Annotated in this window: 18 protein-coding genes; 16 read left to right on the top strand and 2 right to left on the bottom strand. The window is 73.6% G+C overall.

What is annotated here, in order from left to right; genetic code table 11:
* Window positions 1-93: 93 nt before the first annotated feature.
* Entirely contained in the window at window positions 94-1,125 is a 1,032-nt protein-coding gene (locus NYZ98_RS17435) for a COX15/CtaA family protein (protein ID WP_262843847.1), read from the bottom strand.
* A 159-nt stretch (window positions 1,126-1,284) separates the two neighbouring features.
* Between NYZ98_RS17435 and NYZ98_RS17440 the strand changes: the two genes are divergently transcribed.
* From NYZ98_RS17440 to NYZ98_RS17505, 14 genes are all read left to right on the top strand, one after another.
* Window positions 1,285-2,433, top strand: a complete 1,149-nt coding sequence (locus NYZ98_RS17440) for an NAD(P)/FAD-dependent oxidoreductase (RefSeq protein WP_262843848.1) — start codon at window positions 1,285-1,287, stop codon at window positions 2,431-2,433.
* Window positions 2,430-2,834, top strand: coding sequence for a (2Fe-2S)-binding protein (locus NYZ98_RS17445; RefSeq protein WP_262843849.1), 405 nt, complete (start codon window positions 2,430-2,432; stop codon window positions 2,832-2,834). Before NYZ98_RS17440 ends, NYZ98_RS17445 begins: the two co-directional genes overlap by 4 nt.
* Window positions 2,831-4,285, top strand: coding sequence for an FAD/NAD(P)-dependent oxidoreductase (locus NYZ98_RS17450; protein WP_262843850.1), 1,455 nt, complete (start codon window positions 2,831-2,833; stop codon window positions 4,283-4,285). The genes NYZ98_RS17445 and NYZ98_RS17450 overlap by 4 nt, the downstream gene beginning before the upstream one ends.
* Window positions 4,282-5,175: a dihydrodipicolinate synthase family protein gene (locus NYZ98_RS17455; RefSeq protein ID WP_262843851.1), complete on the top strand. Its 894-nt coding sequence runs from the start codon at window positions 4,282-4,284 to the stop codon at window positions 5,173-5,175. Before NYZ98_RS17450 ends, NYZ98_RS17455 begins: the two co-directional genes overlap by 4 nt.
* Window positions 5,176-5,182: 7 nt before the next feature.
* Entirely contained in the window at window positions 5,183-6,184 is a 1,002-nt protein-coding gene (locus NYZ98_RS17460; protein ID WP_262843897.1) for a proline racemase family protein, read from the top strand.
* A 110-nt stretch (window positions 6,185-6,294) separates the two neighbouring features.
* Window positions 6,295-7,650 carry an aldehyde dehydrogenase family protein gene (locus tag NYZ98_RS17465; RefSeq protein WP_262843852.1) on the top strand — a complete coding sequence of 452 codons (1,356 nt, stop codon included), beginning with the start codon at window positions 6,295-6,297 and terminating at the stop codon, window positions 7,648-7,650.
* 298 nt (window positions 7,651-7,948) lie between these two features.
* Window positions 7,949-9,112, top strand: coding sequence for a branched-chain amino acid ABC transporter substrate-binding protein (locus NYZ98_RS17470; RefSeq protein ID WP_262843853.1), 1,164 nt, complete (start codon window positions 7,949-7,951; stop codon window positions 9,110-9,112).
* 142 nt (window positions 9,113-9,254) lie between these two features.
* On the top strand, window positions 9,255-10,148 hold the full coding sequence (locus NYZ98_RS17475) for a branched-chain amino acid ABC transporter permease (RefSeq protein WP_262843854.1): 894 nt from the start codon (window positions 9,255-9,257) through the stop codon (window positions 10,146-10,148).
* Complete coding sequence (locus NYZ98_RS17480; protein ID WP_262843855.1) at window positions 10,145-11,104, top strand: branched-chain amino acid ABC transporter permease; 960 nt, start codon at window positions 10,145-10,147, stop codon at window positions 11,102-11,104. Before NYZ98_RS17475 ends, NYZ98_RS17480 begins: the two co-directional genes overlap by 4 nt.
* Window positions 11,101-11,988 (top strand): ABC transporter ATP-binding protein, encoded by an 888-nt coding sequence (locus NYZ98_RS17485; protein WP_262843856.1) that lies wholly within the window; start codon window positions 11,101-11,103, stop codon window positions 11,986-11,988. Before NYZ98_RS17480 ends, NYZ98_RS17485 begins: the two co-directional genes overlap by 4 nt.
* Window positions 11,975-12,688, top strand: a complete 714-nt coding sequence (locus NYZ98_RS17490; protein WP_262843857.1) for an ABC transporter ATP-binding protein — start codon at window positions 11,975-11,977, stop codon at window positions 12,686-12,688. The genes NYZ98_RS17485 and NYZ98_RS17490 overlap by 14 nt, the downstream gene beginning before the upstream one ends.
* Complete coding sequence (locus NYZ98_RS17495; RefSeq protein WP_262843858.1) at window positions 12,688-13,716, top strand: proline racemase family protein; 1,029 nt, start codon at window positions 12,688-12,690, stop codon at window positions 13,714-13,716. The genes NYZ98_RS17490 and NYZ98_RS17495 overlap by 1 nt, the downstream gene beginning before the upstream one ends.
* Window positions 13,713-14,711, top strand: a complete 999-nt coding sequence (locus NYZ98_RS17500; protein ID WP_262843859.1) for an ornithine cyclodeaminase family protein — start codon at window positions 13,713-13,715, stop codon at window positions 14,709-14,711. The genes NYZ98_RS17495 and NYZ98_RS17500 overlap by 4 nt, the downstream gene beginning before the upstream one ends.
* 49 nt (window positions 14,712-14,760) lie before the next feature.
* Window positions 14,761-15,435 (top strand): GntR family transcriptional regulator, encoded by a 675-nt coding sequence (locus NYZ98_RS17505; RefSeq protein WP_262843860.1) that lies wholly within the window; start codon window positions 14,761-14,763, stop codon window positions 15,433-15,435.
* Between the two features lie 156 nt (window positions 15,436-15,591).
* Here NYZ98_RS17505 and NYZ98_RS17510 read toward each other — a convergent pair whose 3' ends face one another.
* Complete coding sequence (locus tag NYZ98_RS17510) at window positions 15,592-16,554, bottom strand: helix-turn-helix transcriptional regulator (RefSeq protein ID WP_262843861.1); 963 nt, start codon at window positions 16,552-16,554, stop codon at window positions 15,592-15,594.
* A 110-nt stretch (window positions 16,555-16,664) separates the two neighbouring features.
* Between NYZ98_RS17510 and NYZ98_RS17515 the strand changes: the two genes are divergently transcribed.
* Complete coding sequence (locus tag NYZ98_RS17515; protein WP_262843862.1) at window positions 16,665-17,027, top strand: nuclear transport factor 2 family protein; 363 nt, start codon at window positions 16,665-16,667, stop codon at window positions 17,025-17,027.
* 50 nt (window positions 17,028-17,077) lie between these two features.
* Window positions 17,078-17,722: an NAD(P)-dependent oxidoreductase gene (locus NYZ98_RS17520; protein WP_262843863.1), complete on the top strand. Its 645-nt coding sequence runs from the start codon at window positions 17,078-17,080 to the stop codon at window positions 17,720-17,722.
* The last annotated feature ends 292 nt before the right edge of the window (window positions 17,723-18,014 follow it).

The following is an 18,014-nucleotide window of genomic DNA, read 5'->3' on the forward strand; positions in this document are numbered from 1 at the left end:
GAGAAGGCGGGACCACGGCGGGCGGAGCCGCGCGGGAAGGCGGGACCACGACGGTGACGATCGCCGGGGGGCGCGGAGGCGGGCCATCACCGGTCAGACGCCGACCACGTCCAGTTCGTCCTGCCCGGTGGGGGAGGCCCCCGCCGGGCCGCGCGACCGCATGAGGTAGACCACCCGCAGCGTCGCGATCCACACCAGGACCGCCCCGAACACGTGCAGGCCGACCAGCACCGCTGGCACCGCCAGGAAGTACTGCACGTAGCCGATCACGCCCTGCGCCAGCTCCACGCCGAGCAGGATCAGCGCGCCGCGCCGCGCCCGGCCCGGGGAGTCGGTGACGTGCAGGGCGAACAGCAGCGCGAACGTCAGGCCGAGCACGATCCACACGGCGTCGGTGTGCAGGCGGACGACCGTCTCGATGTCGAAGCCGAACCGCGAGGCGGCCTCGTCGCCGGAGTGGGGCCCGGTGCCGGTGGTCACGACGCCGGCCACCAGCAGCACCAGCACGGCGGCGACCAGGACGAACCCGAGCGTGCGGATGTCGCGGTGGACCAGCCGCCGGGGCGGCGCGTCGCCCTCCCCCGAGCGGGCGTAGAGGGCGAACGCCGCGACGATCATGCCGATGGACAGCAGGAAGTGGACGCTGACCGTGACCGGGTTGAGCACGCTGCGCACGACCACCCCGCCCCACAGGGCCTGCACCCCGACGCCGATCGGCTGGATCCAGGCCAGGCGCACCAGCACGGCCCGCCGGGGCGTGACGCGGAGCACGGCCACCACGATCGCCACCGCGACGGCCAGGACGAGGAAGCTCAGCAGGCGGTTGCCGAACTCGATCGCCATGTTCGCCGCCGAGTGCGCGTCGTGCGGGGCGGGGACGAAGCTGCCGGGGGTGCAGCGCGGCCAGGTGGGGCAGCCGAGGCCGGAGCCGGTGAGCCGCACGGCCGCGCCGGTGACGGTGATGCCGGCGTTGACGACCACGCCCGCCAGCGCCCACCGCCTGACGCTGCCCGGGGTGGGGGACCACGCGGAATGGAACAGGACGAGCGCGCGGTCGCGGAGCCGGTCGGCGAGGGTGGGCGGCCGCGTTTCCCCGGCGCGGCTCTGAGGCTGGTCTGCGGTCACGGCACACATCGTAGGCGGCCGGGCCGCCGCCCCCGTCCCGAACCCTCCGCTCGGCGGCCGGCACCGCACCCACCGGGGTATATCACGCTAAAACGCAAAAAGCAGGATTGATTGGTTCTGCGGGTATGTGACATATTACTGGCGACCGGGAGAGCGGGCGTGGGGGTGGGGATGGCCGACGTCGTGGTGGTCGGCGCGGGCGTCGTCGGCGCCGCCTGCGCCTACTACGCCGCGCGGGCCGGCCTGTCGGTCACCGTGGTCGACCGGGGAGCGGTCGCGTCGGGCACGACCGGGGCGGGCGAGGGCAACATCCTGGTCTCCGACAAGGAGCCCGGCCCCGAGCTGGAACTGTCCCTGCTGTCCAACCGCCTCTGGCGCGAGCTCGCCGATCTCGGCGGCTTCGAGTTCGAGGCCAAGGGCGGCCTGGTGGTCGCCGAGACCCCCGAGATCCTCGACGCGCTCACCGCCCTGGCCGGGAAGCAGGAGCTCCACGGGGTGCGGCACACCCCGGTCGCCGCCGGCGAGCTGCACGGCTACGAACCGCACCTGGCGCACGGCCTGGCGGGCGGCGCCTTCTACCCGCAGGACGCCCAGGTCCAGCCGATGCTCGCCGCCGCGCGCCTGCTCCAGCACGCCCCCGGCGCCGTCGTGCGCACCGGGGTGACCGTCACCGGCCTGCTGCGCGACGGCGACCGGGTCACCGGGGTCCGGACCGATCACGGCGACATCGCCGCGGGGGCCGTGGTCAACGCGGCCGGCACCTGGGGCGGCGAGGTGGCCGCCCTCGCCGGCCTGGACCTGCCGATCCTGCCGCGCCGGGGCTTCGTCCTGGTCACCGAGCCCGCCGCCGGGCGCCTCGGTGTGCCGCTCGTCCGGCACAAGGTGTACACCGCCGCCTACGTCACCGACGTCGCCAGCGACTCGGCCGGCCTGTCGGCCAGCGCCGTGGTCGAGGGGACGCCCGCCGGGCCGATCCTCATCGGCGCGAGCCGCGAGCGGGTGGGCCACGACCGGACCACCTCGATCCCGGTGCTGGAGACGCTGGCCCGCCAGGCCGTCGCCCTGTTCCCCGTGCTCGCCGCCCGCCGGGTGATCCGCGCCTACTGCGGCTTCCGGCCCTACTGCCCCGACCACCTGCCGGTGATCGGCGCCGACCCCCGGGCGCCAGGCCTCTACCACGCCTGCGGCCACGAGGGCGCCGGCATCGGCCTGGCCCCGGCCACCGGCCACCTGATCGCCGGGCTGCTCACCGGCGCCGCCCCCGCGTTCGACGCCACGCCCTTCCGCCCGGAGAGGTTCGCCGCATGACCGCCGGCCACCCGGGCGAGCCAGGGCCGCCGGCACCCGGACACCCGGGCGAAGGGCCACCGCACCCCGGACACCAGGGCGAGCCAGGGACGCCGCGCCCCGGACATCCGGGCGAGCCGGGGCCGCCGCACGCCGGGCACCTGGTGAGCGCCCGCCCCGAGCCGGGCTTCCCGATCAGAGTGGACGGGCGGCCGGTCACCGCCGTCCCCGGCCAGACGATCGGCGCGGTGCTGTACGCCAACGGGATCAGGTCCTGGCGCACGACCCGCGCGGGCCGCCCCCGTGGCCTGTTCTGCGGCATCGGGGTCTGCTTCGACTGCCTGGTCACCGTCAACGGTGAGGCGTCCCTGCGCGCCTGCCGGACCGAGGCCCGCCCCGGAGACGAGGTCACGACCGGATGAGACACCACGACGGCCCGCCGGCCGATCTCGCCGTCGTCGGCGCCGGGCCCGCGGGCATGGCGGCCGCCGTCGAAGCCGCCCGCGCCGGGCTCGCCGTCGTGCTGGTCGACTCCGGCGCCCGGCTCGGCGGCCAGTACTACCGGCACGCCCCCGAGGGGTTCCACGCCCGCCGCCCCGGGGCGCTCCACCACGGTTTCCGGCGGTTCACCCGGATGGCCGCCGCCCTGGACGCGAGCGGCGCCGAGGTCCGGCTCGGCCGCCGGGTCTGGGCCGTCGAGAAGGTCACCGGCCCCGGCGAGGACGACCTGGTGGCCGTGCACTGCCTGGCGGGCGAGCGGGACGAGCGGCGCGAGACCGTCCTGGCCCGGCGGCTGCTGATCGCGACCGGCGCGCACGACCGGCCGCTGCCGTTCCCCGGCTGGGACCTTCCCGGGGTGTTCACCGCGGGCGGCGCGCAGGCGCTGCTCAAGGGCGACCTGGTGGTGGCCGGGCGCACGGTGGTCGTCGCGGGCACCGGGCCGTTCCTGCTGCCCGTCGCCGCGGGGCTCGCCGCCGCCGGGGCCCGGGTCGCCGGGGTCTTCGAGGCCAACGGCAGGTTCGGCCTCGCGCCCGCCGTGCTCGCCCACCCCGGCAAGCTGGTGGAGGCCGCAGGGTACGCCCGCCGCCTGGCCGCGCACCGCGTGCCCTACCTCGGCCGGCACGCCGTGGTCGCCGCGCACGGCGGCGATGAGCTGACCCACGTCACCGTGGCGCGGCTCGGCCGCGACTGGACGCCGGGGGCGCGCCGGACGATCGAGTGCGACGCCCTGGCCGTCGGCTACGGCTTCGTCCCGCAGATCGAGCTCGCCACCCAGCTCGGCTGCGCCACCCGCGGCGGCGGGGACGGCCCGGCCGTCGTCGTGGACGAGGGGATGCGCACCAGCGTGCCGGGCGTGTACGCGGCCGGCGAGCCGACCGGCGTCGGCGGCGCCGAGCTGGCCGAGGTCGAGGGCGGGATCGCGGGCCGCGCATTGGCCGCCGACCTCGGCCGCGACGCCGGCCGGGCGCCTGGGAGCGCCCGGCGGCGGGCCGCGCTGACGGCCTTCGCCGCCGCGATGACGCGCGCCTACCCCGTCCGCGACGGCTGGCAGGGCTGGCTGCTGGACGACACGCTGATCTGCCGGTGCGAGGAGGTGCCGTACGCGCGGATCAAGGAGGCGCGGGCGCTCGGCGCCACCGACGCCCGCTCGCTGAAGCTGCTCGCCCGGCCGGGCATGGGCTGGTGCCAGGGGCGCATGTGCGGGTACGCGGTGGCGCGGCTGGCGGGCGAGGACCCGGCCCCGCCGCGCCGGCCGATCGCCCAGCCCGTACGGCTCGGCGACCTCGCGGGCGAGCCGGGCCCACCAGACTTCGCAGGGCCACCTGAGCCTGCGGGACGACCGGATTTCGCGGCAGGAGAGGACCCCCGATGACGACCCGTGAGAAGCCCTGGCAGGGAGTGATGGTCGCGACGGCGCTGCCGCTGCGCGCGGACCTGAGCGTCGACGAGGAGGGCTACGCCCGGCACTGCCGGTGGCTGGTCGAGCAGGGCTGCGACGGGGTGGTGCCCAACGGCTCGCTCGGGGAGTACCAGACGCTGACCCCCGAGGAGCGCGCCCGCGTGGTCGAGACCGCCGTCGCGGCCGTCGGCGCCGACCGCGTGATGCCCGGCGTCGCCGCCTACGGCGCCGCCGAGGCCCGCCGCTGGGCCGAGCAGGCCAGGGACGCGGGCTGCCGGGTGGTGATGCTGCTGCCGCCGAACGCCTACCGCGCCGACGAGCGCGCGGTGCTCGCGCACTACCGCGAGGTGGCCAAGGCCGGGCTGCCCGTGGTGGCCTACAACAACCCCTACGACACCAAGGTGGACCTGGTCCCCGCGCTGCTGGCGAAGCTGTACGGCGAGGGGCTGATCGTCGGGGTGAAGGAGTTCACCGGCGACGTGCGGCGGGCCTACGAGATCGCGGAGGCCGCCCCCGGCCTCGACCTGCTGATCGGGTCGGACGACGTGGTGCTGGAGCTGGCGCTCGCCGGCGCGGTGGGCTGGGTCGCCGGGTACCCGAACGCGCTGCCCGCCTCCTGCGCCGAGCTGTTCCGCGCGGCCCGCGCGGGGGACCCGGCCGCCGCCCTGCCGTTGTACCGTACGCTTCACCCGCTGCTGCGCTGGGACGCCAAGGTCGAGTTCGTCCAGGCCATCAAGCTGTCGATGGACCTGGCCGGCCGGTACGGCGGCCCGTGCCGGCAGCCGCGCGTGCCGTTGTCGCCCGAGCACGAGGCCATCGTGCGCGCGGCCACCGAGAAGGCGCTGGCCGAAGGGATGAGGTGAGGTCGTGGTGCGCACCCGGAAGATCTTCCATGTGGTCGACTCGCACACCGAGGGGATGCCCACCCGCGTGGTGACCGGCGGCGTCGGGGTCATCCCCGGCGCGAGCATGGCCGAGCGCCGGGAGTACTTCATGGCCAACCTCGACCACGTGCGCAAGCTGCTGATGTACGAGCCGCACGGCCACTCGGCGATGAGCGGGGCGATCCTGCAGCCGCCGACGCGGCCGGACGCCGACTACGGCGTGCTGTTCATCGAGGTGTCCGGCTGCCTGCCGATGTGCGGCCACGGCACCATCGGGGTGGCGACCGTGCTGGTCGAGACCGGGATGGTGGAGGTCACCGAGCCCGTCACCACCGTGCGGCTGGACACCCCGGCGGGGCCGGTCGTCGCGTCGGTGGCCGTGCGGGACGGCGTGGCCAGCGCGGTGACGATCCAGAACGTGCCCTCCTTCAGCGTCGGCCTGGACCGCACGGTCAAGGTGCCGGGCTTCGGCGAGGTGACCTACGACCTGGCCTACGGGGGCAACTTCTACGCCATCCTGCCGATCGAGTCGGTCGGGCTGCCGTTCGACCGCGCGCAGGGCCAGCGGATCCTCGAGGCGGGGCTGGCCGTCTCGGCGGCGATCAACGAGGCGGACGAGCCCGTCCACCCGCTCGACCCGGGCATCCGGGGCTGCCACCACGTCCAGTTCGTCGCCCCGGGGTCGGACGCCCGGCTGTCGCGGCACGCGATGGCCATCCACCCGGGCTGGTTCGACCGCTCGCCGTGCGGCACCGGGACCAGCGCCCGCATGGCGCAGTTGCACGCCCGCGGCGAGCTGGAGCTGGGCGAGGACTTCGTCAACGAGTCGTTCATCGGCACCCGGTTCACCGGGCGGCTCGTCGAGCGGACCGAGGTGGCGGGCCACGCGGCGGTCGTGCCGACGATCACCGGCAGGGCGTGGGTGACCGGCACCGCGCAGCATTTCCTGGATCCGTCCGACCCCTTCCCGGAGGGTTTTCTCATGTGAGCCGGGCACGTCTCCGGTTAGGATTCTATGACGTGGATCAGAGTTTCATGTAGCGGGACAATTGGACGGTGCGGGGCGTCTCCCGCCCCGCGTCCGGAGAGGGATGCACGATGAGCGTTGCCGAGAGCAGATCCCCGCAGAACCCGGCCGACGTGGTCGCGAACGCCCCCGCCGCCGGAGGCGCGGGGGTCGCCGAGGCCGTGCGGCGGGCGCGTGCCGCCCAGCGGGGCTGGGCCGGAGCCAACGCCGCCGAGCGCGCGTCAGCGCTCGTCTCGGCGGCCGACGCGGTCGCCGGCGCCGCCGCGGAGCTGAGCGCGCTCGTCGTCCGCGAGGTCGGCAAGCCGGTCACCGAGGCGCGCGGCGAGGTGGCCAGATCGGCCGCCATCCTGCGCTATTACGCCCAGCAGGTCTTCGACCCGATCGGCGCGCTGCACGAGCCGTCGGGCGCCGGGCTCGCCTACACCCGCAGGCGCCCGCGCGGCGTCGCCGGGCTGATCACCCCGTGGAACTTCCCGCTGGCCATCCCCCTGTGGAAGGCCGCCCCCGCCCTGGCCTTCGGCAACACCGTGGTGCTCAAGCCCGCTCCGCAGGCGCTCGGCTGCGCGCTGCGCCTGGCCGAGCTGCTCGGCCTGCCCGAGGACGTCTTCCAGGTCGTCCCCGGCGACGCCGAGGAGGGCGCCGCGCTGATCGAGGCGGTCGACGTGGTGTCGTTCACCGGCTCTGCCGCCGTCGGGCGCACGGTGAGCGTGGCCGCCGCGGGCCGGGGCGTCCCGGTGCAGGCGGAGATGGGCGGCCAGAACGCCGCCATCGTGCTGGACGACGCCGCCCTGGAGACGGCCGCCGCGCAGATCGCCGCCGCCGCGTACGGGTACGCCGGGCAGAAGTGCACCGCGACCAAGCGCGTCATCACCGTGGGCAACGCCGCCGAGGTGCGCGAGGCGCTGGTCGCCGCCATCGCCAAGCTGGGCGTGGGCGACCCCGCCGACCCCGGCACCGCCGTGGGCCCGCTGATCGAGGAGGCCGCCCGCGACCGGGTCGTGGCCGCCACGGTCGGGGGCAGGGTGCTCGCCGGGGGAGAGGCGCTCGCCCGAGACGGCTGGTTCGCCGCCCCCACGCTGGTGGACGGCGTGCCCGGCGACCACCTTCTGGCCCGCGACGAGGTGTTCGGGCCGATCTGCCTGGTGCAGGACGCGGGGTCGGTGGACGAGGCCGTCGCCCTGGCCAACGGCGTGCGGTACGGCCTGTCGGCGGCGGTGTACACGCGCGACCTGGACCGCGCGCTCGACGTCTCGGCGCGCCTGGACGCCGGGCTGATCAAGGTCAACGCCCCGACGAGCGGCGTCGACTTCTACCTGCCGTTCGGCGGGGAGAAGGACTCCAGCTTCGGCCCGCGCGAGCAGGGCAAGGCGGCCCAGGAGTTCTACACCTCCACCCACACCGTCGCCCTCGGCCCTGCCGGAGGCTGACGGCCGAGGTCCCGCGTCCGCCTGAGGTTCCCGGGTCCGCCGGTGGGTCCCGCCCGTCCGCCGGAGGTCCTCGCGTCCGCCGATGGTTCCGCGTCGCCGTCCCCCGTGCCCGGTCTCACGCCGTCCCCCGTGCCCGGTCTCACGCCGGGCCCGGGGTGCCGGTGATGATCCTTTCGGGCTCCCGATCCCGTCGTACAGCCTGCTAACGGTCTGGTCTCGGACCTTGACGGTGGCTTTGGCCGGAATGTGCAATGTCACACACCATGCTGAGACGGCGTTGTTCCGCTAGGAGAATATGATGGGCAAATCGCGTATAGCGGCGGTCATGTCGCTCGCGGCGGCCGTGGGGCTGCTGACGGCCGGGTGCGGCCAGGGCCTGCTCGGCGGTGACTCGCAGGCGGGGGACGGCAAGGGCCCCATCGTCCTCGGCATGCTGATCCCGCAGTCCGGCAGCGAGGCGGCCATCGGCCCGTACATGAAGAACGCGGCGGACCTCGCCGTCGAGGAGATCAACGGCAAGGGCGGCGTGCTCGGCCGCAAGCTGGAGCTCAAGGTCGCCGACGACGCGTGCGACGCCCAGACCGCCGTCGCCGGCGCCAACAAGCTCGTCACCGAGGGCGTCCAGGTGTCGGTGGGCGGCTACTGCTCCGGCGCCACGCTGCCCACCCTGCCGATCTTCGGCAAGGCGAACATCCCGATGATCATCCCGGCGGCGAACTCGCAGGAACTCGTCGACCAGCATCTCAAGCACGTCTTCCTGATCAACGGCACCGGTTCGCAGCAGGCGACCGCCGCCATGGCGTGGATCACCAAGCGGGGCGCCAAGAGCGTCGCGCTGGTGCACGACAACACCAGCTACTCCAAGGACATCGCCGTACGCACGCAGAAGCTGCTCGACGAGCCCGGCGGGCCCGAGGCCGCGATCCTGGAGGCGGTGACCCCCAAGGAGAGCGACTACAGCGCCAACATCAACAACATCCTGGCCAAGAAGCCGGACTTCGTCTACTGGACCGGCTACTTCCAGGAGGGCGGCCTGATCATCCGCCAGCTCCGCCAGTCCGGGTACAAGGGCGCCATCATGGTCGGCGACGGCTCGGTGTCGGAGAAGCTCGCGTCCATCGCCGGCGACGCGGGCGAGGGCGTGTTCGCCACGATGACCCAGACCCCCGACACCCTCCAGGGCGCCGAAGGCTGGGTCGCCAGCTACACCAAGAAGTTCGGCAGTGCCCCCGGCCCCTACACCAACCAGGCCTACGACGGCGTGCGGCTCGCCGCCGAGGCGATCAAGAACGCGGGGGCCACCGACGGCGCCAAGGTCATCGCCGCCCTGGAGGGGATCGACGGGTTCCAGATGTTCTCCGGCCCGCTGAAGTTCACCCCCGACCACACCCTGTCGGCCGGCGGCTTCCAGATCCTGGTCGTTAAGTCCGGCAAGTTCGCCCTGCAGGACGCGCTCAAGTGACCCTGCCCCCCGCTCTCCCCAGAACGGCCGGTACCCGCCCCGCGCCCACCCGGCGCCGGGGCGCGGGCGCCGGCCGCTCCGGCGTGCCGGTCGCCCTCGCCCAGGCGGGGCGTCCGGGCGTCCGCTCCAAAGGAAAACTGACATGTCACAGTTGATCTGGAACGGGCTGTTCGTCGGCTCGTTCTACGCGCTGGTGGCGCTGGGCTACAGCATGGTCTACGGGATCATGAAGCTGCTCAACTTCGCCCACGGCGACATCTACATGCTCGGCGCGTTCACCGGCTTCGCCATCCTGGGCGCCGTGGGCGGGATCTCGCCGGGCATGGCGCTGCCCGCGCTGCTCGGCGTCCTGGTGGTCACGATGGGCGTCACCGGCCTGTCCGGCGTCCTGCTCGAACGCGTCGCCTACCGCCCGCTGCGCAACGCGCCCCGGCTGTCGCTGCTCATCACCGCCGTCGGCGCGTCGTTCACGCTGGAGTACGGGATGCGGGCCGCCGCCGGCGCCGACCCGCAGGTGTACCCGCTCCGGCTCGGCGGCACCTCCGCCGAGATCCTCGGCGCCCGGATCACGCTGCAGCAGATCGCGCTCATCATCGTGGCCGTCGCCCTCATGGTGGGGCTCAACCTCCTGGTCACCCGCACCCGCGAGGGCCGGGCCATGCGGGCCATCGCGCTCGACCCGCGCACCAGCGCGCTCATGGGGATCAACGTCAACGCCGTCATCTCGCGGACGTTCTTCCTCGGCTCCGCGCTCGCGGGCGCGGCCGGCGTGATGGCCGGGGCCTACTACGGGAAGATCGACTTCCTGATGGGGTTCCTCATCGGGCTCAAGGCGTTCACCTCGGCGGTCATCGGCGGCATCGGCAACATCCCCGGCACCATGCTGGGCGGCCTGCTGCTCGGCCTGCTGGAGTCCTTCGGCACCTTCTGGCTGGGCGGCGAATGGCGTGACGTGTTCGCCTTCGGGGTGCTCATCCTGTTCCTGTCCGTGCGGCCCACCGGCCTGCTCGGCGAGCGCGTGACGGAGCGCGTGTGACCGCCCCCGGCGCCACGCGCGCGCCGGCGCTCGGCCGCGCGGCGTCGCGGCTGCTGGACAGCAGGTGGGCCGGGCTCGCGGGCCTGGTCCTCGCCCTTCTCGCCCCGTTCGTGATCGCCACGCCGTACGCGCTGTCGGTGATGACCAGCGCGGCCATCTTCGTGATGCTGGCCTCCGGGCTGAACATGGTGGTCGGCTTCTGCGGCCTGCTCGACCTCGGGTACGTCGCCTTCTTCGCCGTCGGCGCGTACACCAGCGGCGTGCTCAGCACCCGGCTCGGGCTGCCGCTGCTGGCGACCGTGCCCGTCGTCATCGTGGTCACGGTCATCGCGGGCGTCGTGATCGGCGCGCCGACGCTGCGGCTGCGCAGCGACTACCTGGCCATCGTCACGCTGGGCTTCGGGGAGATCATCCGGATCACGGCCAACAACCTGGACGTCACCGGGGGCCCCTCGGGGATCTACGGCATCCCCAGCCTGGCCACCAGCCCGGTCGTGTTCTACTACCTGACTGTCGTGATCGTCTCGGTGGCGGTGATCGGCGCCTCCCGTCTCGGCAGGTCCCGCCTCGGGCGGGCCTGGCGGTTCGTCCGCGAGGACGAGGACGCCGCCGAGGCCATGGGCGTGCACACCTACAAGATCAAGCTGGCCGCCTACATCGCGGGCGCGGTGTGGGGCGGGCTGGCCGGGGTGCTGTTCGCCGGGCAGCTCTCGGCGATCTCCCCGGGCAGTTTCACGTTCCTGCAGTCCGCCCTGGTGCTGATGGCCGTGGTGCTCGGCGGCATGGGCTCGACCCCCGGCGTCGTCGTCGGCGCCATCGTCATCAGCCTGCTCCCCGAGGTGCTGCGCGACTTCGCCGGCTACCGGTTCTTCGCCTTCGGCGTGCTGCTGATCATCGTCATGCTGGTCCGCCCGCAGGGGTTGTGGCCGCACCGGTCACGGGAGGCGAGCTCATGAGCCTGCTGTCGGTCGAGGACCTGCGGCTCTCCTTCGGCGGCCTGCTGGCCATCGACGGCCTGTCGTTCACGGTCGGCGAGGCCGAGATCGTCTCGGTCATCGGGCCGAACGGCGCCGGGAAGACCTCCGCGTTCAACTGCGTGACCGGGTTCTACCGGCCGACCGCCGGGCGGATCCTGCTGTCGGGCCGTGAGATCACCGGCATGCGGCCGTCCGGCATCGCGGGCCTCGGCGTGTCGCGGACCTTCCAGAACCTGCGGCTGTTCGGCGAGATGTCGGTGCTGGACAACGTCCGGGCCGGCGCCCACCTGTGGCTCAGGCAGAACTTCGTCGACGCGCTGCTGCACACCCCGCGCTACCGCCGCACCGAGCGCGAGTGCACCGAGCAGGCCCACCACTGGCTGGACTTCGTCGGCCTGCGCGGCGACCGGTTCGGCGAGGCGCGCGCCCTGCCGTACGGGGAGCAGCGCCGGGTGGAGATCGCCCGCGCGCTGGCCCGCCGTCCCGCGCTGCTGCTGCTCGACGAACCGGCGGCCGGGCTCAACCACGGCGAGAAGGCCGAGATGCTCGCGCTGATCCGCCGGATCCGCGAACTGGGCATCGCGACCGTGCTGATCGAGCACGACATGGGCCTGGTCATGGAGGTGTCGGAGCGGGTGGTCGTGCTCAACTTCGGCCGCGAGATCGCCGACGGCCGCCCCGAGGACGTCCGCCGCGACCCCGCCGTCATCGAGGCCTACCTCGGCAGGGACGACGAGGACGACGAGGACGACACGGACGACACGGACGACACGGACGACACGGACGACACGGACGGCAAGGGTGGCGCGGACGGCAAGGGTGGCGCGGACGACGGGGACGGTGGCGGCGATGGCGACGCTTGAGGTGGAGGCGCTGGACGTCCACTACGGCGGCGTGCACGCCCTGCGGGGGATGTCGCTCACCGTCGGCGAGGGCGAGATCGTCGCCCTGCTCGGCAACAACGGCGCCGGCAAGACGACCACGCTGTCGGCGGTGTCCGGCCTCGTCCGCCCCACCGCCGGGAAGATCGTCTTCGACGGCGCCGACGTCACCAGGGCCAGGCCCGAGGCGATCGTCCGGGCCGGCCTGGTGCACGTCCCGGAGGGGCGCCGGGTGTTCAGCACCCTGACCGTGCACGAGAACCTCCAGATCGGCGGGTACCTCGTCCGCGACCAGGCCGAGATCCGCAAGCGCGTCGACCGGGTGTACTCCCTGCTGCCGCGCCTGGCCGAACGGCGGACGCAGCAGGGCGGCACGCTGTCCGGCGGCGAGCAGCAGATGCTCGCCATCGGCCGCGCCCTGGTCTCCGGCCCCCGGCTGCTGCTCCTGGACGAGCCCTCGATGGGCCTGGCGCCGCTGGTGGTCGCCTCGGTCATGGAGCTCGTCCGCGAGGTGAACGCCGAGGGCGTCTCGGTGCTGCTGGTGGAGCAGAACGCCAAGGCCGCCCTGAAGATCGCCCACCGGGGGTACGTGATCGAGAGCGGCGCCTGCGTCCTCGGCGGCTCCGCCCGGGACCTGCGGGGCGACTCCCGGGTCGTCGAGGCCTACCTGGGCGGCCTGTGATGACCGGGCCCTCCCCGGCGTGGCACACGGAGGCCGGTCCCCTCGCCGAGGTGCGCACGGTCGACTACCACACCGGCGGCGAGCCGTTCCGCATCGTCACGGCGGGGGTGCCGGAGATCCCCGGGGACACGGTGGCACGCCGGCGGGAGAACGCCTCGGACCCCGCGATCGACCGGGTGCGCCGCCTGCTCTGCCACGAGCCGCGCGGCCACGCCGACATGTACGGCTGCTTCGTCGTCCCGCCCGACGACGGCGGCGCCCACCTCGGGGCGCTGTTCTGGCACAAGGACGGCTACTCCACCGCCTGCGGCCACGGCACGATCGCGCTCGGCGTCCACGCGGTGGAGTCCGGCCTGGTCGCCGCGGACGCCGACGGGGACACCGACGTGGTCGTGGACGTGCCCTCGGGACGGGTCACCGCGCGCGTCCGCCGCCGGGGCGGGACGACCGAGTCGGTGACGTTCCGCAACGTGCCCTCCTACGTGACCGCGCGCGACGTCCCGGTGACGGCCGTGGCGGGCGGCTCCTCGTTTGAGGTCCCGGTGGACGTCGCCTACGGCGGGGCGATGTACGCCTCGGTCCCGGCCGCCGCCTTCGGGCTCGCCGTGGAGCCCCGGCACCTGACCGCGCTGATCGCGCTCGGCCGCTCGATCAAGGCGTCGCTCGCCGGCCACCCTGCCGCCCGGCACCACCAGGACGAGCGGCTGTCCGGCATCTACGGGGTGATCTTCTACGACGAGCTGGGTCCTGGCCGGCAGCGCAACGTCACCGTGTTCGCCGACGGCGAGGTGGATCGTTCCCCCTGCGGGTCGGGGACGGCCGCCCGGCTCGCCCTGCTCCACTCCGGCGGGTTCACCGGGGAGCTGGTCCACGAGAGCGTCGTCGGCAGCGTGTTCACCGGCCGCGTCGCCGAGGAGCGCGGCGGCGCGGTGATCCCGGAGATCACCGGGATGGCGTACCGCACGGGCGAGCACCGCTTCACCCTGGACCCGCGCGACCCCGTCGGCCCGGGATTCACCCTCCGATGACCCCGCCACCGCCCTCCGGGACGGGCCGTCACGACGGGCGGGGCGCCGAGGTGACCGGGCTGCCGTACATCGGCGGGGACGCGGTGCGGGAGCTGGTCCCGGTGGAGGCGGCCGTGCGGGCGCTCGCCGATGCGCTGCGCGCCGGGCTCGACCCCGAGGACGTCCCGCCGCGCCCGGTGGTCGGCGTGCCGGCCGGGCAGTTGCTGCTGATGCCCGCCGCCCACGGCCGCCACGCCGGCGTCAAGGTGGCGAGCGTCGCCCCCGCCAACCCCGGCAGGGGGCTGCCGCGAATCCAGGGCACCTACCTGCTGCTCGACGGCGCCACCCTCACCCCGCTCGCCGCGATGGACGGCGTCGCGCTCACCACGCTGCGCACCCCGGCCGTCTCGGCGCTCGCCGCGAGCCTGCTGGCACGCCCCGGCGCGCGGGCGCTCACCGTCTTCGGCACCGGCCCGCAGGCGTGGGGCCACGTCGAGGCGCTCCGCGCCGTACTGCCGATCGAGCGGGTCACCGTCGTGGCCCGCGACCGGGAACGTGCCCTGGCCTTCGCCGGCCGCTGCTCCGCGCTCGGGCTCGACGCGCGGGCGCTTCCGGCAGGGGGAGCGGCGGAGGAGGCGGTGGCGTCCGCCGACGTGATCGCGTGCTGCACCAGCGCCAGGGAGCCGCTGTTCCCCGGCGCGCTGGTGGCCGCCGGGACGCTGGTGATCGCGATGGGGTCGCACGAGCCGGACGCCCGCGAGATCGACGGCGGCCTGGTCGCCCGTTCCACCGTGGTCGTCGAGTCGCGTCCCGCCGCCCTCGCGGAGGCCGGTGACGTGGTCATGGCCATCCGGTCGGGCCTGGTCGGCGCGGCCCATCTGGCCGGCGATCTCGCCGATCTGGTGGCGGGCGCCGTCGAGGTGGGCCCCGGGCCTCGCGTGTTCAAGAGCGTGGGCGTGGCCTGGGAGGATTTGGTGGTGGCGGTGGCCGTCCACGACGCGTGGACGGGCCGATGAGTCCGGGAAGGGGTGCCGGCATGGCGAGCGGGTCCGAGCGGGGCCGGGTGTGAGCGAGGAGGGCAGGCTCGACCTGCCGGTCATGAGCGGACGCCAGAGCCTGCGCGAGCAGGTGGCGCAGGCGCTTCGTGACGCGCTGGTCGCCGCCGAGATGCGCCCCGGCGTCGTGTACTCCGCACCGGTGCTCGCCGCGCAGTTCGGCGTGTCCGCCACCCCGGTGCGCGAGGCGATGCTCGACCTGGCCAAGGAGGGCCTGGTCGAGGCGGTGCGCAACAAGGGCTTCCGGGTCACCGAGCTGTCGGAGCGCGACCTGGACGAGCTGACCGAGATCCGCAAGCTCCTGGAGGTCCCCACCGTCGCCCGCCTGGCCGACGCCGCGCGCGCCGACGACTTCGCGCCGCTGCGCCCGATCGCCGAGGAGATCGTGTCGGCGGCCGAGCGCGGCGACCTGCTCGCCTACGTCAACGCCGACCTGCGTTTCCACGTGGACCTGCTGGGCCTGGCGGGCAACGGCCACCTGGTCGAGATCGCGCGCGACCTGCGCTACCGCGCCCGGCTGTACGGGCTGCGGACCATGTCCGAGCGCGGCACGCTCGCCGACTCGGCCCGCGAGCACCTCGACCTCCTGGACGCCCTGGTCCGCGGCGACTCCGGCGCGGCCAGGGCGATCATGGACCATCACATCAACCACGTCAGGGGAATCTGGGCCGACCGCCCTGAGTGACCGGCGGCACCGAACGGTCGCCCGGCACCGGATCGGCGCCCGACAGCAAACGGTCGCCTGGCACCGGGCGGCGGCCGGCGCGAGCCACCCCATGCCGGCGGCCAAGGTCGGAAACCGGCACCGCGCGGGTGGTAGCGGCACTCCGACATCGGTCTATCAGGGCTGACCGCCTCCGTTGCCTTCGTACAGTTCCCGGGTGCGGCGCAGCAGTGCCTGCCGTACGTCGTCGGGTGACAGCACCTGAAGCGGGACACCCAGGCCGAGCAGGTATCGGGCGAGACTGTCGGCGGTGGAGCCGCCGATCTCCACGATGGTGGCGTCGGGGCCGTCCGGGCGGTGGGTGCCGATCGTGGGCGGGACCAACTGGAGCGCCCGATCCATGGGCAGCGGGACCCGGATCGTCATGGTGTGCGGGTACACGCCTTTGGTGAGACCCCGCGCGACCAGCAGAGCCGGGTCGGGTGGGTCGGCGATGTCCACCACCTGCCCGGTCGGCTGGACCTGTGTCACCCGGTCGGCCCGGAACGTGCGCCACTCGCCTTTGGTCACGTCGCGGGCGACGAAGTACCAGCGATGTCCGGTGCGCACGAGCCGGTAGGGGTCGACGTCCCGGACGGTGGCCTTCCCGCCCAGGGTCCGGTACGACAGACGGGTGCGTTCACTGCGACGGCACAGGGTGGCCAGTTCCAGCAGCATCCCGGGCGCGATGTGCCGCTCGTCGGACCGGGAGGTGTGCACGAACGCGGCGTCCATCGCGCTGAGCCGGTCCGCGATCCGCCGCGGCAGGCCCTGTTGCAGTTTCAGCAGGGCCGACAGCGCGGCCTGGTCGCTTCCGAGGATGCCGCTGAGCGCGGCCTCGCGCAGTGCGACGGCCACGGCCAGGGACTCCTCCTCGTCCAGGATCAGGGGCAGCGCCCGGGTGCCCTGGCCAAGGCGGTAGCCGCCGAAGGGCCCGGGGTCGGACTCGATGCCGTATCCCAGCTCCCGCAGCTTGGCGATGTCGCGTCGCACCGTGCGGTCGGTGACCTCCATCCGTCCGGCCAGTTCGCCGCAGGTCCACGACGGTCGCGCCGCCAGCAGCGACAGGAGTCGCAGCAGGCGGGCCGAGGTACCGATCACACCCCGAGTCTCCCACCCTGACCAGGACCGAAGTTGTCCTGGACCCGTCCTAGCCTCTTCCTCAGAGCCGGGAACGCCCGACCGAGATCCAGATTTCCGGAGGAACCGCCATGCACGCCCAGGCCGTCGTCGAACGCTTCTTCGCCGCTTTCTACTCGGGCGACGTCGACGCCGCCCGCGAGACCATCACGCAGGACTTCACTTTGGCCGGGCCGTTCGCCAGCGCGCGCGGCCCCGGCGAGTTGTTCCAGCTCGGCAAAGGCCTGCTGCGGATTGTTCGCGGGCATGAGGTCTCGCAGTGGGTCGTGGAAGGCGACAATGTCGCGGCGCTCTACGAAATCATGCTTCAAGGTCCGGCCGGTGTGAGCCCGCTGACCACCGGCGGTTGGTTCACCGTCACCGATGGGCGCGTGTCCAGCGGCCGGCTGATCTACGACAGCGCGGCGTTCGAGGCCATCGTCTCCGGCTCCTGACTCCCGCCATCCGGCGAGGCCCACCCAGTGATCACAGCAAAGGAAGAACCATGTCCACGATCGTCATTTTCGGCATCACCGGTTATGCCGGCGGCCATATCGCCGATGAACTGCTCCAGCGCGGCCACCACGTGGTCGGCGTCGCTCGTAACGCCACACAGATGGCCCCGAGGGAACATCTCGAGGTGCGGGCCGGATCCCTCTACGACTCTGCGTTCCTCACCGAAACCGCGGCAGGAGCGGACGCCATCGTCGTGGCCGTCCGACCCCGCCAAAGCGACGGGCTCGAACTGGTGACCGCCGTTCCGGCGCTGCTGGGCGCGGCCGAGGCCGGCGGCGCGCGTCTCGGTGTGGTCGGCGGCGCCGCGAGCCTGCTGGTCGCCGAAGGCGGTCCGCGGGTGATCGACGCGGGCTTCCCGCAGGAGTACAAGGCCGAGGCCGAGGCCCATTCCCGCGTACTGGACGCGCTGAACGCCTCAGACACCATCGTCGACTGGTTCTACCTCAGCCCGCCCGGGAACTTCGGCTCGCACAACCCCGGAAAGAAGACCGGCACCTTCCGCCTGGGAACCGATGTCCTCATCATCGGCGCCGACGGAAATTCCGATATCTCAGGTGCGGACTTCGCCACCGCGTTCGCCGACGAGATCGAAAAGCCGGCCCATCACCAAGCCCGTTTCACCCTGGGCTACTAAAGGCGTGTGTCTCGCCGGGCCTGCGACCGGTCCGCGACCAGCAGGCCGAGTCCGGTTCGCCACCGATGAGCGGAGCGAGCCGCCGGGTCGATGGACGGTACCGACCCGACGTCACCCGCGACCGGCTGGATCAGGGGCGCCACGGCGCGGTGGGGTCGTCGCGGGTGCCAAGGGGTGTCATATAACGGCGATGGCGCGGGAGACGATCGAGCTGTTGTCCGGGCCGTTCTCCGAGCGCATCCGCGAGTGCGCGAGCGACGACTGCCGAGATGCGCGAAATGATCGTCACCGC

Source organism: Sphaerisporangium corydalis (genome assembly GCF_025506355.1).
Lineage (GTDB): Bacteria > Actinomycetota > Actinomycetes > Streptosporangiales > Streptosporangiaceae > Sphaerisporangium > Sphaerisporangium corydalis.

Excerpts from the sequence above, each read along its gene's own strand:
- NYZ98_RS17445 (WP_262843849.1), top strand. The coding sequence starts at position 2,430 with ATGACCGCCGGCCACCCGGGCGAGCCAGGGCCGCCGGCACCCGGACAC.
- NYZ98_RS17450 (WP_262843850.1), top strand. The coding sequence starts at position 2,831 with ATGAGACACCACGACGGCCCGCCGGCCGATCTCGCCGTCGTCGGCGCC.
- NYZ98_RS17455 (WP_262843851.1), top strand. The coding sequence starts at position 4,282 with ATGACGACCCGTGAGAAGCCCTGGCAGGGAGTGATGGTCGCGACGGCG.
- NYZ98_RS17465 (WP_262843852.1), top strand. The coding sequence starts at position 6,295 with ATGAGCGTTGCCGAGAGCAGATCCCCGCAGAACCCGGCCGACGTGGTC.
- NYZ98_RS17470 (WP_262843853.1), top strand. The coding sequence starts at position 7,949 with ATGGGCAAATCGCGTATAGCGGCGGTCATGTCGCTCGCGGCGGCCGTG.
- NYZ98_RS17475 (WP_262843854.1), top strand. The coding sequence starts at position 9,255 with ATGTCACAGTTGATCTGGAACGGGCTGTTCGTCGGCTCGTTCTACGCG.
- NYZ98_RS17485 (WP_262843856.1), top strand. The coding sequence starts at position 11,101 with ATGAGCCTGCTGTCGGTCGAGGACCTGCGGCTCTCCTTCGGCGGCCTG.
- NYZ98_RS17490 (WP_262843857.1), top strand. The coding sequence starts at position 11,975 with ATGGCGACGCTTGAGGTGGAGGCGCTGGACGTCCACTACGGCGGCGTG.
- NYZ98_RS17495 (WP_262843858.1), top strand. The coding sequence starts at position 12,688 with ATGACCGGGCCCTCCCCGGCGTGGCACACGGAGGCCGGTCCCCTCGCC.
- NYZ98_RS17500 (WP_262843859.1), top strand. The coding sequence starts at position 13,713 with ATGACCCCGCCACCGCCCTCCGGGACGGGCCGTCACGACGGGCGGGGC.
- NYZ98_RS17515 (WP_262843862.1), top strand. The coding sequence starts at position 16,665 with ATGCACGCCCAGGCCGTCGTCGAACGCTTCTTCGCCGCTTTCTACTCG.
- NYZ98_RS17520 (WP_262843863.1), top strand. The coding sequence starts at position 17,078 with ATGTCCACGATCGTCATTTTCGGCATCACCGGTTATGCCGGCGGCCAT.